Origin of the sequence: Sphingobacterium paucimobilis HER1398, from assembly GCF_000416985.1 — a bacterium.
Classification (GTDB): Bacteria; Bacteroidota; Bacteroidia; order Sphingobacteriales; family Sphingobacteriaceae; genus Sphingobacterium; species Sphingobacterium paucimobilis.
The window spans coordinates 630700-645527 of record NZ_ATDL01000015.1 but is presented as its reverse complement, the minus strand read 5'-3'; the positions used below and the strand labels follow the sequence as shown (position 1 = coordinate 645527).

Below are 14828 nucleotides of genomic sequence, written 5' to 3'. Positions count from 1 at the left end.
ATATGAAGAGATTAGTACAACGCTTGGTTACATTTTCATTGCATAATACAACATTTGTATTATTTGCGACATTGGCTTTATTGTTTGCAGGCGTTTATGCGCTTCGGCATACGGCTATTGAAGCGTTCCCAGATGTGACTAATACGCGTGCACGTATCATAACACAGTGGCCAGGCCGGAGCGCCGAGGAAATGGAAAAACTGGTCACTCTGCCCATATCCAAAGAGGTAAACAGTATCCCTCACAAATCAAGTGTGCGGTCTATATCACTTTTTGGGCTTTCGGTGGTGACCGTACAGTTTGAGGATGGAGTAGATGATTTTTATGCACAGCAATATGTGTCGAATAAACTCAGTGGCGTGGAACTGCCCGATGGGGCGGAAGCCGAAATAGAACCACCATCTGGTGCTACTGGTGAAATTTTTAGGTATATCATTCGTTCGGATAAGCCGATTCGTGACATTACCGCCATACAAGATTGGGTTATTGAAAGAGAATTGTTGGGTGTTGCCGGCGTCGCAGATGTGGTTAGTTTTGGTGGAGAGGAAAAGATCTATGAGATCAAAATTAACCCTACCGAGTTAAAGAATTTTGATCTGACTCCGTTGGACGTATATGATGCGGTGTCTAAGTCGAATATCAACGTAGGGGGAGATGTTATTGAGCAGGGCGATCAGGCTTATGTGGTGAGGGGAGTAGGGCTTCTGGATAAGATTGAAGATATCGGGAATATTACGGTCAAGTTGAACGGTACGGTACCTGTCTTGATCAAGAATGTAGCCGATGTATCAGTATCCAGTAAACCGCGTTTGGGACAGGTGAGCTTTAATGAAGCGGAGGATGTGGTACAGGGAATTGTAGTGATGCTACGTGGAGAAAACCCTTCCGAAGTTATTGCCAATTTGAAAGACAAGATCGAGGAACTCAATGAGAGAGTGTTGCCCAACGGAGTCGTGATGGAAACCGTGATCGACCGGACCACATTGGTCGATAATACGGTACGTACGGTGTCAGGAAACTTAATCGAGGGGATTTTGCTGGTGTCACTGATTGTATTTCTGTTCTTGTACAATTGGAAGTCTACTTTTATCGTAGCCTCGGTTATACCATTGTCGTTTTTGTTTGCCATTATAGCATTGAAGATACAAGGGCTGCCCGCCAATTTGATTTCCATGGGATCTTTGGATTTTGGCTTGCTACTGGAAGGAACGCTGGTGATCGTAGAGACGGTGTTTGTCTCTTTGGCGACTCTATCGCATCGAGTGGGACCAGAGCGTTTTGCAAAGATGAGTAAGTTGGGCGTCATCAAAAAGAGTACAGGAAGTGTAGCTACCTATATCTTCTTTGCACTGAGTATTTTGATTGTAGCATTATTACCTATATTCTCTTTTCAGAAAGTGGAAGGAAAGATGTTTTCACCTCTTGCTTTTACTTTAGGGTATGCACTTTTGGGATCACTGATACTCAGTTTGACGTATGTGCCTGCCATGTGTAAATTGCTTTTTACAAAAGGCGTGGAAGAGAAAGAGAACTTTATAACCCGGTTTTTCCAACGTAATATCTATGGTCTATATACAACTGCATTTCGCTATAAGAAAACAACGATTGCTGTCTTTGTAGCCATATTGGGGCTGTGTGCTTTTCAGTTTTCTCATTATGGATCGGAATTCTTGCCCAAACTGAATGAAGGAGCGATCTACATTAGGGCTACTCTGCCGAATAGTGTCAATCTAAAAGAGTCTACAAAGCTTACCAAAGAAATGAAAGAGCTGATGATGGAAGGTTCTGAAGAAATCGATTTTATATTGACGCAGACTGGACGGCCCAATGACGGTACGGATCCTACCGGTTTCTTCAACATAGAATTCAATGTGCAACTCAAAGATGTTAAAGATTGGACACGAGGTGTATCTAAAGAAGATATTATTCAAGAACTTCGGGATAAGTTGGCACATTATCCAGGTGTCAGTTTTGGATTTAGTCAACCTATACAAGATAACGTAGAAGAATATGTGGCGGGAGTAAAGAGCTCGCTCGTGATTAAGATATTTGGGACGGATCTCTATGATTTGGAAAATTATGCAGATCAGGTCGCCACTTCTATTGCTAAGGTAGAAGGGATCACGGATATCAACGTTTATAAAAATATAGGATTGCCAGAGTTACGTATTCAATTGCATGATGCTAAAATGGCTCGATATGGCATTTTTACGGCAGATGTCCAGGCGGTTATCGCTATGACAATTGGGGGGCAGGCCGCTACTAAGTTTTATGAAGACGATCGGCAATTCGATGTGATGGTGCGTTTCGAAGAGAGTTACCGGGATTCGAAGGAGAAAATTGGAAACATTTTGATACCTACCAGTAATGGACAGAATATTCCTTTGCAAGAAATTGCTACTATCGGTTATCAGACAGGCCCTGCATTTATCTATCGCGAAGGTAATAGCCGTTACATCGGTGTCGGCTTTAGTATTGACGGACGGGATTTGGGAAGTACTATTGAGGAGGCTAGAAAGGTGGTGGATAAAGAGGTGAAGTTGCCAAAAGGACACCATATGGAGTGGGCAGGAGAGTTTGAAAGTAAGGAGCGTGCAGCGAAACAGTTGGCGATGGTTGTTCCGGTATCGCTGGTGCTTATATTATTGCTTTTATATTCTAACTTCGGTAATTTTAAGGATACCGCTATTTCTTCTTTGACCCTTGCTTTTGCCTTTATAGGTGGATTTATATCACTTTGGGCTACAGGGACAATCTTTGGTATATCGGCAGGTATAGGTTTCATCATCCTGTTCGGTGTTGCCACGATCGATGGTATCGTGCTGATCGGCGTGATACGGGACAATATGCGGCATAAGATGAAATTGAAAGAGGCTATCGATAACGGAGTTAAAAGTAGGATTCGTCCTGTAGTAATGATTGCTCTTATGGGATCTATGGGATTGCTCCCGGCTGCGATGTCTACAGGGATGGGCTCGGAGATCCAAAAGCCATTGGCTATTATGATCGTAGGAGGACTGTTGATCTGTCTGCTTCTTTCCTTTACGGTGATTCCTGTTGTGTTCTATTGGGTGTACGCAAAAAGTGAGAAGAACTAAAATATGAGGAAGAATGATTAGAATCTAGATAATTGCTTATTTTTGCTGAATGAGCAAAAGAAATTTGAACAGGGGACAAAAAGAAACACCTCAACGTCCGGTAGATCGCTATTTTAAAGAGATGGATAGTGTATTTGCTAAAGGAAATAAAGGTTTATATGCTATCTTTTTGTCCCTTGCTTTTTTTGGTATTATGGGGTTGATTTGGATGGTTCCGTTTCCCCAGTTTGACTTTTTGGTCCGCATGAATGCGCATACCTTCTTGAATTGGGGATCTCTATTTATTGCTATAGTAGTATATAGCTATCTGAAGCTGGCTCCCACGCTGTCCTATGCAGCTTTATTCTGTATAGCTATTATGAGTTTCTTTATTGTACAGCTGGAGTATGTGGAACGTGATGGAGGACCATCAGTCGTGTTGGTGTGTTCCAGTATCGCGCTGCTGTCACTGTTGGTTCTATTCTTACTGACAAGAAAAGAAGGAAGTTTAGGCCTTAAGCACTTTTTAGCATTATTAGGAATTGGGCCGATATGGTTATGGTCTAAGGTTTTTGATCGTTTTAAATGGAAGTATTAAATAAAAAAAGGAGCAATGCTCCTTTTTTTATTTAATAATGCGTTTTATTTTGTTGGATTTTTTAATCAGTTTATACAGCCCCTCATAGTCTTGGTCTTCTAGCTTATCGTGCAATTTTTGTAGCTGCTTGATATGTTCTTCCAATACCTCTAGGACGTTATTCCTATTTTGTTTGAAGATGGGTGTCCACATATCGGGAGAAGATTTGGCAAGGCGTACCGTCGATTCAAATCCCGAACCTGCGAGCTCAAAAATACGTCCTTGTGATTTTTCCTTCTCCAATACGGTGAGCGCGAGTGCAAACGAGGTCAAATGCGAAATATGGGATACATAAGCCGTATGCATATCATGTTCTTCTGCATTCATAAATAGGCTTTTCATTTCCAACTGTTCGGTGATCGCATCTGCGATATCAAAAGCGTCTTCATCTGTTCGAAAGGCATCCACATAAACCATGTTTTTACCCTTGAATAAATCGGGTATGGCCGCTTCCGGACCGGAATATTCTGTACCGGCCATAGGGTGAGCTGCAATATATCGCCCTCGCTTCGGGTGTTCTGCGATACCCTGTAGAATGTTTGTTTTGGTCGAGCCCATATCGATCACGACCTGTTTGTCGACTTGATCGAGGATCATCGGAGCCAACTGCATAATGGTATCGACAGGTGTGGTCAGGAGAATAACTTTCGAATGCTGTACAGCATCTTCTAAAGTCATGATCTCATCTACTAGACCGAGCTGTAGGGCTTTCTTTTGGTTGGCTTCATTTTTGTCTACACCAATTATTTTGTCGAAAGATTTGGTCTCTTTCAATCGGATGGCTGTAGATCCGCCAATCAATCCGATCCCGACAATAGCTATATTCATTTTATAGTACTTAGTATTTAGATTCCATTAATCCGATCCGTTCCAGGGCAGCATCCAATACTTCCATTTTGGCACATAAGCTGATGCGGATATAGTTATTTCCTGCATTTCCAAAAATCCCACCTGGGGTGATGAAGACTTGTGCATTATACAGTACTTTGTCGCTCAGCGCATAGCCATCTGCATATTGATCTGGTACCTGGGCCCATACGAAAAGTCCCACCTGATCTCGGTCATATTTGCAATCTAGCAAATCCATGATGTGGAATACTTTCTCACGCCGATTAGTGTACTCCCCGTTCAGTTGGGTGTACCAGGAGCTATCTAAGCTCAAGGCTTTTGCCGCTGCTAGCTGCAAAGGGAGAAACATCCCCGAGTCCATATTACTCTTAAACCTTAATATTTCATTGATGCGGTTTTCGTCTGCAATGAGCATGCCGATACGCCAACCGGCCATGTTGGATGATTTACTGAGGGAATTAAGTTCGATAGCGACTTCTTTGGCTCCATTCACGGACATGATGCTCTCTGGATGTTCATTCAATATGAAACTATAAGGGTTGTCGTGGCAGATGAGTATGTTGTGCTTTTTCCCAAATGCAATTGCAGCCTCAAAAAATTGTTTGTTGGCTCGTGCACCAGTAGGCATATGTGGATAGTTGATCCACATCATTTTAACTTTGCTCAAGTCTGTTTTTTCCAACTCTTCGAAGTCAACAAGCCATTGGTTTTCTTGAACAAGATTATAGGGCACAACTGTAGCCCCTGAAATCTTTACTGCAGAGGTGTAGGCCGGATAACCGGGATTCGGAATGAGTACTTCGTCACCTTCCTGCAGGTAGGTCATGCATATATGGACAATACCTTCTTTTGATCCTATTAAAGGCAGAATCTCTGTGTTCGGGTTTAAATGAACGGAATAATAGCGCGAATACCAATCAGCCATTGCTTGACGTAACACAGGTGAACCTTTATAGTTCTGATAGCCATGTGTGTAGGTCTGAGCAGCTTGCTCGGTCAATACTTGGATGACTTCCGGATGTGGAGGTAGGTCAGGGCTTCCTATACCTAGATTAATTACCTGTGCTCCGGCTTTGTTCATCTCGTCAATTTCTCTCAACTTCTTAGAGAAGTAATACTCCTCGGTCTGTCGTAGCCTTTTCGCAACTTCAATGTTCATATGTAAATAATTTGACTTTTAATGGTCATATGGAATATCCAAAATGTTTTGATTCTTCGTTGTTTTCAGTTATATGGATATCTCATTATTTTAAATTGGTGCTAAATTTATAAAAACAAAATCGCTTTGTTGAATTATTTAGCTATAAAATAGGGAATAACTATAAATAGTATAAAAGTTAAGGAATTGCATGCTCCCATTGTATAGATAAGTGCCTTTATATTTTGATATTCTGACTAAATATAAGTGTTGGTCAAAAGTAGGATTGATGAAGGTTTTTTTCTATTTTTGCTATTCTTAGTTTTTTGGATGAAGACATACTTTAGATTATTATCATTTGCTAAACCAATAGGCAGATTTGCAATACCCTACGTTTTTTGTACAATAATTACCGTTGTATTTGGCACGTTGAATTTAGCATTACTGATACCATTATTATCTGTTCTGTTTAAAGATAGTGAAGAAGTTTCTTCGGCAGTGGTTCCTCTCTTGGAGAAACCGGAGCATTTTTATGCGATCAAAGATTGGTTTAATTACTTATCTCAAAGTCTCTATTATGAATATGGTCCCTACGAAGCACTTAAATACATCTGCATTATTATTGTAGCATCTGTTTTTATCTCGAATGTATTCCGTTATTTCTGCCAAAGAATTATGGAAAACTTTAGAATTCATACCCTGCTGAGATTGCGTAAGGCTGTCTTTGACAGTGTTATGGACCTTCATTTGGGGTTCTTTACCAATCAGAGAAAAGGGGATGTTATCTCGAAAATTGCTTCTGATGTCAGTACCGTACAGTACTCCGTAACAGGGACTCTTCAAGTTGTCTTTAAGGAACCACTTCAACTCATAGCCTATTTGGTTACCTTGTTCTTGATTTCGCCTCAATTGACTTTATTCTCCATAACGGTAATTCCGATATCAGCATTTTTAATAGCACGGATCGTGAAGAATCTGAAGCATGAAGCGCGAGCAGGACAGGAGTCTTTTGCTAATATGATTACCTATTTGGACGAAGCATTGTCCGGAATTAAAATTATTAAATCTTTTAACGCTACTTTTTTTGTCAAAAACCGCTTTCAGGAAGAGAATGAACGCTATGCGACTATTATGCGTAGAATGGCTGCCAGACAACAGATGAGTTCGCCCGTTTCGGAATTGTTGGGTGTAGTTATGGTGGCGGTCATTTTGTTATATGGCGGTAATTTGGTGTTGTCGGGAGAGGGAGACCTTTCTGCTGAAGCATTTATCGGTTATATTGCCTTGTTTTCTCAGGTAATGCGGCCTGCTAAAGCGTTGACGGATTCTTTTAGTGGTATACATAATGGGTTGGCGGCAGGAGAGCGTGTATTGGAACTCATTGATGAGAAGTGCTTGGTAGAGGATAAGCCCAATGCAGTTGTGGTAAATTCCTTTCAAGAGGCCATACAGTTCAAAGATGTGGAGTTTAGTTATGGTGAACGGAATGTGTTAAAGGGAATCGATTTTCGGATTGGTAAAGGAGAGACGATAGCCTTGGTGGGACCATCTGGAGGTGGGAAAACTACGCTTGTCGATTTAATACCTCGCTTTATGGATGTGACCGCGGGCGCTATTTATTTTGATGGTATCGATTTACGCGACCTTAATCAAGATTCTTTGCGTGCTTTGATAGGGGCGGTAAATCAAGAGTCTATTCTTTTTAATGATACGATCTTTAATAATATTGCTTTCGCTAATCTATCAGCTACAGCTGCAGAGGTAGAGCAGGCTGCGCGTATTGCCAATGCACATGATTTTATCATGAATACAACAGACGGCTATCAAACGAATATAGGGGATCGGGGATCAAAACTGTCCGGAGGACAGCGACAACGTATCTGTATCGCCAGAGCGGTATTGAAAAACCCGCCTATCATGTTGTTGGATGAGGCAACATCAGCGTTAGATACCGAGTCAGAAAGATTGGTTCAGGACTCTTTGTACAAGCTGATGGAGAATAGAACGACTGTTGTCATTGCCCACCGTTTGAGCACGATTCAAAATGCCGATCGAATTGTTGTGTTGGATGCTGGTAAAATCGTAGAAGTGGGTACTCATAATGAGCTTTTATTAAATAATGGTTTGTATCGTAAGCTGATTGATATGCAGCAATTTGCTGAATCTTAACAATCGGTGTTGACACATATATTACCATTTCGTATTGGCGAATACAAAGCTTTTTAGCTAAGTTTGTATAGAAGGAAAGACATATGGATGCGAACAAAGAGCTTGATTTTTTAATCAAAAATGAATCAGATACAGATCTAAAAAGAATAGCAGAGAAGGTTGTTGCTCAAGAACGTATTACTTTCGAAGAAGGTGTACTGCTCTATCAAAAAGGTGAATTAAACTACTTAGGTGTTTTAGCTAATTATATCAGAGAGCGGAAACACGGTGACCTTACCTATTTCAATAGAAATTTTCATATTGAACCTACTAACGTATGTGTATACGATTGTAAGTTCTGCTCCTATTCTCGACTGATCAAGCAACGGGACGAAGGTTGGGAAATGGATGTAGACGGTATGATGGATATCGTTCGAAGCTATGATGATGAGGCGGTGACCGAAGTGCACATAACAGGTGGTGTGGTTCCTAAGCAAAACCTGGAGTTTTATGCCGATTTTTTCAAGAGATGTAAAGCGCATAGACCTGAATTGCATATTAAAGGATTGACTCCTGTAGAATATTATTACATCTTTAAGAAAGCCAAGTTAAGTCATTACGACGGTATGAAGTACCTTAAAGAGTGTGGTTTGGACTCGATGCCTGGAGGAGGGGCAGAGATATTCCATCCAGAGGTACGCGAGAAAATCGCGCACGACAAATGTACCGCTGAACAATGGTTGGATATACACGAGCAAGCACATCGCTTAGGAATGAATACGAATGCCACCATGTTGTATGGTCATGTGGAAGAGTTTTGGCATCGAGTGGATCATATGGAACGCTTACGGCAACTACAAGACAAGACCGGAGGGTTTCAGACGTTTATCCCGTTGAAATTTAGAAATAAGGACAATCAGATGTCTGGTATCCCCGAAGTGTCTGTTGTCGAAGATTTAAGAAATTATGCTGTGGCACGTATTTATTTAGATAATTTTGACCATATAAAGGCGTATTGGGCAATGATTTCTAGAGATACTGCCCAGATGTCTCTTGCTTACGGGGTGGATGATATTGATGGTACCTTGGATGATACGACTAAGATCTATAGTATGGCTGGTGCCGAGGAGCAGACCCCTGCTATGAGTACACAACAACTGGTTGAACTCATCCGAAATGTAGGTCGGCACCCGATCGAAAGAGATACGCTGTATAATGTCGTAACCGACTATAAGGATGTTGTTTTTGAAGATGATAAATCTAAACGCTATTACGCTTTGCCTGTAGTACATTAAATTAATACATTGAAGAAAAGTTTCTATTTTATAAGACACGGACAGACGGACCTCAATCTAAAAGGTATCGTACAAGGCAGAGGAGTAGATTCCCCTCTGAATGCAAATGGTCTTAAACAAGCTGCGGCATTTTACGATACGTATAAGGATATACCTTTCGATAAAATATATACTTCTACTTTATTGCGTACCCATCAGACGATTGAGCCATTTCTTCAACACAGTATTGCTGTTGAGCAACTTGAGGGGTTGGATGAAATCAGTTGGGGAATTTACGAAGGACAGGAGCAGAATGCGTCCATCATGAAAGGATTTGAAGAGCTGGTAGGTGCTTGGCGTAATGATGAGCTGGATGTGCGTGTGGAGAATGGAGAATCGCCTAATGAATTGGTCTTACGTCAACGGCAGGCCATAGATTATATGCTGACAAAAGAAGACGAAGAAAGAATTTTGGTGTGTATGCATGGACGTGCTTTGCGGATTATGTTATGTCATCTTACCAATGTGCCTGTTTGTCGGATGGATGATTTTCCACATACAAATACCGCTTTATATGTGCTGGATTATGAAGATGACGTCTTTTCTATATCCGATTATTACAATACAGAACATTTGAAAGGATTATTATAATGAATAAAGTAAGGGTTTCGGCGGTAAGCTATACCAATACATTGCCCTTTTTGCAGGGGATCAGGGCCTCGTCTGTTATGGAGGTGATTGATCTGAGTGTGGATTATCCTGCGGAATGTGCCCGTAAGGTGATTGCAAATGAAGCAGATCTCGGGATAATACCTGTTGCAGCGTTGTTGAACATCGCTGATCCGATTATTATAACAGATTATTGTATAGGTTCTGATGGTGCGGTGGATTCTGTCTTCATCTTTTCCGACAAACCTATTGAACAGATCAAGACGCTAAGGTTAGATCCTCAATCCAGAACTTCTAATGGGCTAGCTCGTATCCTCTTAAAATACTATTGGAAGAATGATATAGAAGTGGTGTGGGAAGGAGATGCAGATGCATACGTATTGATCGGAGATCGGACTTTCGGGAAAAAGGAAACTGTTCCCTACGTATATGATTTAGGGTATTTCTGGAAAGAATTTACAGGATTACCTTTTGCGTATGCGGTGTGGGTAGCGAATAAAGAGTTGTCCGCAGAGTTTATCGATCAATTCAATCAAGCTTTAGCTGATGGGGTCGCTCGTCCTAAAGACGTAATAGAAGGTCTACCAGAATATCCGAATTTCAATTACGAGTTGTATCTAACGAAGAGTTTGGATTTTTATTTGGAGGATAAAAAGAGACAGGCGATAGCGCGATATTTAGAACTCTATAAAACTTTAGAAGAATTAGAAAAAGCTCCCTTATAATAGGAGCTTTTTTTGTTAAGCTAGTTGTACGTGATTTGACTGCCTCTTTCGAGATCCTTTGTGACAGATATGGATCGTGGCATGCGCTCTTTAAGTTCTTCGACGTGGGATATTATCCCTACCACTCGATTTTCATGATGTAGGTATTGTAAAGTGTCGAAAACGGTATTTATACTTTCGGCATCCTGTGTCCCAAATCCTTCGTCAATAAAGAAGAAATTTCTGTCTGCCTTGTTCAATGATTGGATGTTTTCAGCCAATGCTAAAGCTAGACATAGCGATGCCTGAAAACTCTGGCCACCAGAGAGCGTTTTGACGGATCTTTGATGTCCTTCGTGGAGATAATCGATAACTTCAAACTCATTGCTTTCATTGAGACAAAGACTGAGCTGATTTTTCGTCAGGCGGTGGAAGCGCTGGTTGGCTATTTCACAAAGACGGGTAAGGTGTATACTGGAGACGTAATTGATGAAACCATTACCTTTGAACATATTATCTAATATCTTTAAATTTTCTTTACGGCTATTGAGTTGTTCATAACTTGACAGCAGTGTTTTTTTCTTGCCAAGTTCGATAGTCAGACGTGTAAGTTCTTTTTCTAATGCACCACTCAGTGCCAGTTGTAGCTCAAGCTCCTCTTTTTTCAGCCGATGAATTTCTAGTGTTTCTTCAAAGAGTTCTTGTGAAAATATACTGCTTCTGGTTAATTCTTTTAATTCTGCTATTCTAGTTTGCAGCATATTGTATTGCATGTGGAACTGTTGAATTTTTTCTCGGGTTTTGGAGACGTCAACATTCTTTTCCAAAATCGCTTTCACGACGGTAATGTCTTCGAATTGAAACTCTTTCAGCAAACTGTTGATCGTTCCTTGTAAAGCCTGTAATTGGGCTGTTAAGGAGACGTATTGCTCGTGAGCCGCGGTGTATTGTCCTGCAATTTCTGCAAATTGAGTTTTTGTTTGGACCAAAATCTCAGTCCAGTCGGCATACTGTTTCTCTACGGTGATGATCTTGATGTCGAGCTCGTCTAACTCTTTTATCAGCGTAGCTTTATCTGTATTAATATATCCTTGGCTATCTATAGATTTCAACTGTTCCAGATTATGAGCTATTTTTGCTTCAGCAATAGTCACTTGATTCTTCAGGTCATCTAGCGATTTGACATATTTAGCCAGATTCTCTTGTGTGTCTTGGATTTCTTTTCGTGTTTCTTTGATCGATTTTTCTTGTTCTGTAATTTTGATCTCCAACTGTTGAGCTTGACTTTTCTTGACCTCAAAAGCATCGCGGTTTTCTTTCTGAAAATCGTTCCACAGGAACGTGTTCTCATGACGAGAAAGTAAACCTTGGAGTTCTTTTTCTTGCAGCTTTAAACTTTCTATATTATTCAGCTTCTCCTTGATAAGTACGGTAACTGTTGATACCTTGGAAAACTGTTCTCTTAGTTTTTCGTCCATCTGTGTCAACGTACTCCTTTCCTTGTCAAGGGTATTCTCCTCGATTATCCAGTCCTCTTTGTGCATTGGAGCTGGATGTTCTAGAGATCCACATAATGGACATGGAGAGCCATCCTGGAGTTTTAAAACGTATTGGGAGAGCTCTTGCTTGATCAATAGTGCATTCTCTCGCTCTTTAAGAAGGGTGCTTTTGGAGGAAATGTCATTAATCTTTACTTGTAGCTCTTCTTGCCAATTGGTCTCGGATAGATTTAATGAGGAGAGCTGGTCTCTATAGGAAACTAACTCCTGATTCTGTTTTTGGAGATTGGCATGTAGATCAGAAGTCTCTTTTTGAAGCTGCTCTTGCTTCTGATACCAGTTCTCAATGGCTATCAATTCCTGTGTCTGCATACGTGAACTCTTAAAGATTTCAAGCTGAGATTCCTCTTCTGCTAACTTTTTGGAGAGTTCTGCTTCCTTCAGTCTGGTTTGATCTATGATAGGTGTGCCGCGTGCGATACGGTTTTGTAGCTCTGTTTTATGTTGTTGCAGATCGGTATTGGTGATCAATAACCTATAATCATCGATTCTTTTTTTGTAGGTGGGTAGTGCCTCATAGTCATTTTTGATAAGTTCCATTTGGGAACTTGTCTCTACTATTCTTGTATTTAACAGCTGCTTGTTATCTTTTAGTTTTTCTATTTTGATCAACAGCTGCTCGCGGTTAAACGTGATATGATGAAGATTATTTATAGGCTCTTTAAAATTTTGAGATACAGATTCAAATTGTTGCAACTCTTTTTCATAACGCTTAATCTGGGGGAGTTGTAGATCAAGGTTTTGTAGTTCTGCCTCCTTGCTGTTGAGATCGGTCTTATTTTCCTTGTCAATACGTAGTCTTTGAAGTTTCTTGTCTATACTTTCGAACTCTAGTTTGACATTTTCTACATTTTTTTTTGCTTCGATTAATGCCTCCTCATGTGTTACGATTATCTCTTCAGAAACTTCTTCATAACCAGTAAGGGCTCCTTTGATATGCTCGATCTTTTTGTTGTTATCGCTTTGGAGTAGACTGACTTTAGGACCTAGATCGTATTGATTAAGAAAAAAGATCTCTTTCATCATATCGGAGCGTTCTTTACCTTTCAGTTCTAGGAATTCCATAAACTGTCCTTGCGGGATGATGATGGTCCTTCTGAAATTGGGGTAGGAAAGATTTGTGACGATGGCGCCATCAGCTGATTCTAACGGCAACCAGTTTTCGTCTTTCCATTCGTATGCATACCGCTCGATACTTGTCGTCTCTTCAAATTTCTTTTTGCGGCGCCATTGTGCGACAAAACGGAATTTTCGTCCTTCAAAGTTCAAAAAGTGAAAGTCGATAATCGCGGTGTCCGATTTTAAATTGAGCATGTTGTAGGCTCGTTTCTCCTGTTTGTTGAGTCTTTCGGTTTCTCCATATAGGGCGAAACTAATAGCTTCTAATACGGAAGATTTACCAGACCCTACTGATCCGAATATGCCAAATAATCCCCCTTCGGTCAGTTGAGTAAAGTCAATCTCTTGCTTCTTTTGATAAGAATACAAACCTTCTAGACTTAAATATATGGGTAGCATAGTTTTATCCTTCTATATCTTTATTATGTGTCAAGACCTCTTTGAATAACGTGTTGATCTCTTCATTAGGCACTTGACCGTATTTACTTTTAAAATAATCCGAAAATAAGGCGTAGATATCCTGATCGAGCCGTACAGGTGTGTTGGTATCGGTAGGATTGAGAATTTCTGTGAGAACCGGGATAATGTGTATAATACCATCATGGGCATCCTGCAACTGTTTCAACTCTTGTGAAGAGAGATAAGAATCAGTAACCATGGTCAATTCTACCAGCGTATCGGGATTGGTACGAAGCCAACTTACGGCATCATCGACATGGTTGAATTTCTTACGATGTAGCTTGCGTCCTTTGCTTAGACTGATAGGAGTCACCTGAACATCCTGTTGTGGCTGTGCATCGATGAGGACAACCTTTTTTCCTTGTCCTGCTTCCGAAAAGGAATAAGATAGGGGAGCGCTGGAGTAGACCACTGGAGAACGATGGCCAGCGATATGTTGATAGCGGTGTAGGTGTCCTAGGGCGGTGTACTGGATAGCTTCCGGAATACCGTCCGTATAGGTTATATCGGCATTGCCTATTTTAATAGGTTTCTCCCCTTCGGGTTCCTCTAATAATTCGCCACCACGTTCCATCATATACAGATGCGCTGTCAAAAGGTTGACGCCTAGATTATCGCAATATTTTTCTGCCAGTATGTTCCAATGTGTGCTGAGCCATTGATTTAATTGTTCAGATTTGTCTTCAATCCCCATAAATTGCTTAAGCCGGATTTCGTTGGCATATGGTGTGGTTAACACCCGTACGGGGTAAGGAATATGCTTAAGCTGAAGTTCTATAAAACCATGGTCTGATTTTGTAATTTGGAAGTGATCTTCACTTTCAAATGTACCGATAATGGCATTTGGATAACCGATAAAAATGATTCCGCAAGCTTTAGCCAAAGGATCTACCGAATCTATACGATCGGGTGAGTCGTGATTTCCAGCAATAGCAATTACTGGACGTTTTCCATTGGCTGTAAGCCGTTTTAATGTATGATATAATAATTCTGTCGCCTCTACGGATGGATTGAACGTGTCAAAGAGATCGCCAGCTACAATGACCAAGTCAACCTGTTGCTGCTCTGTTATTTGGCATATTTCATCTAAAACCTCCTTTTGTTCTTCCAGTCTTGAAACAAAGTCAAGACGTTTTCCTAAATGCCAGTCAGCGGTGTGGAGTATTTTCATGGATATAAACCTGTATTAGTGTTT

Annotated in this window: 10 protein-coding genes; 6 read left to right on the top strand and 4 right to left on the bottom strand. The window is 40.7% G+C overall.

The genetic code is table 11. The features are described from left to right. Nucleotides 1-2: 2 nt before the first annotated feature. Both M472_RS35545 and M472_RS35540 read left to right on the top strand, forming a co-directional pair. The gene (locus tag M472_RS35545) at nucleotides 3-3098 is read left to right on the top strand and encodes an efflux RND transporter permease subunit (protein WP_021070720.1); all 3096 of its coding nucleotides are present in this window, start codon (nucleotides 3-5) and stop codon (nucleotides 3096-3098) included. Between the two features lie 49 nt (nucleotides 3099-3147). Then, the gene (locus tag M472_RS35540) at nucleotides 3148-3675 is read left to right on the top strand and encodes a hypothetical protein (protein WP_021070719.1); all 528 of its coding nucleotides are present in this window, start codon (nucleotides 3148-3150) and stop codon (nucleotides 3673-3675) included. A 27-nt stretch (nucleotides 3676-3702) separates the two neighbouring features. Here M472_RS35540 and M472_RS35535 read toward each other — a convergent pair whose 3' ends face one another. Continuing rightward, nucleotides 3703-4542, bottom strand: a complete 840-nt coding sequence (locus M472_RS35535; RefSeq protein WP_021070718.1) for a prephenate dehydrogenase — start codon at nucleotides 4540-4542, stop codon at nucleotides 3703-3705. Nucleotides 4543-4552: 10 nt separating this feature from the next. Next, on the bottom strand, nucleotides 4553-5722 hold the full coding sequence (locus M472_RS35530; protein WP_021070717.1) for a pyridoxal phosphate-dependent aminotransferase: 1170 nt from the start codon (nucleotides 5720-5722) through the stop codon (nucleotides 4553-4555). A 309-nt stretch (nucleotides 5723-6031) separates the two neighbouring features. On the opposite strand from M472_RS35530, the gene M472_RS35525 reads away from it, so the two are divergent. The 4 genes from M472_RS35525 (at nucleotide 6032) to M472_RS35510 (ending at nucleotide 10517) form a co-directional block, all read left to right on the top strand. Continuing rightward, complete coding sequence (locus tag M472_RS35525; protein ID WP_031301781.1) at nucleotides 6032-7870, top strand: ABC transporter ATP-binding protein; 1839 nt, start codon at nucleotides 6032-6034, stop codon at nucleotides 7868-7870. An 83-nt stretch (nucleotides 7871-7953) separates the two neighbouring features. After that, nucleotides 7954-9144, top strand: coding sequence for an aminofutalosine synthase MqnE (gene mqnE, locus M472_RS35520; protein WP_021070715.1), 1191 nt, complete (start codon nucleotides 7954-7956; stop codon nucleotides 9142-9144). 9 nt (nucleotides 9145-9153) lie between these two features. Next, nucleotides 9154-9774, top strand: coding sequence for a histidine phosphatase family protein (locus M472_RS35515; RefSeq protein WP_021070714.1), 621 nt, complete (start codon nucleotides 9154-9156; stop codon nucleotides 9772-9774). After that, nucleotides 9774-10517, top strand: a complete 744-nt coding sequence (locus M472_RS35510; protein WP_021070713.1) for a menaquinone biosynthetic enzyme MqnA/MqnD family protein — start codon at nucleotides 9774-9776, stop codon at nucleotides 10515-10517. The genes M472_RS35515 and M472_RS35510 overlap by 1 nt, the downstream gene beginning before the upstream one ends. A gap of 20 nt (nucleotides 10518-10537) precedes the next feature. Here M472_RS35510 and M472_RS35505 read toward each other — a convergent pair whose 3' ends face one another. Both M472_RS35505 and M472_RS35500 read right to left on the bottom strand, forming a co-directional pair. Further along, nucleotides 10538-13573, bottom strand: coding sequence for an AAA family ATPase (locus M472_RS35505; RefSeq protein WP_021070712.1), 3036 nt, complete (start codon nucleotides 13571-13573; stop codon nucleotides 10538-10540). A 4-nt stretch (nucleotides 13574-13577) separates the two neighbouring features. Further along, nucleotides 13578-14804, bottom strand: coding sequence for a metallophosphoesterase family protein (locus M472_RS35500; RefSeq protein WP_021070711.1), 1227 nt, complete (start codon nucleotides 14802-14804; stop codon nucleotides 13578-13580). Nucleotides 14805-14828: the final 24 nt, after the last annotated feature.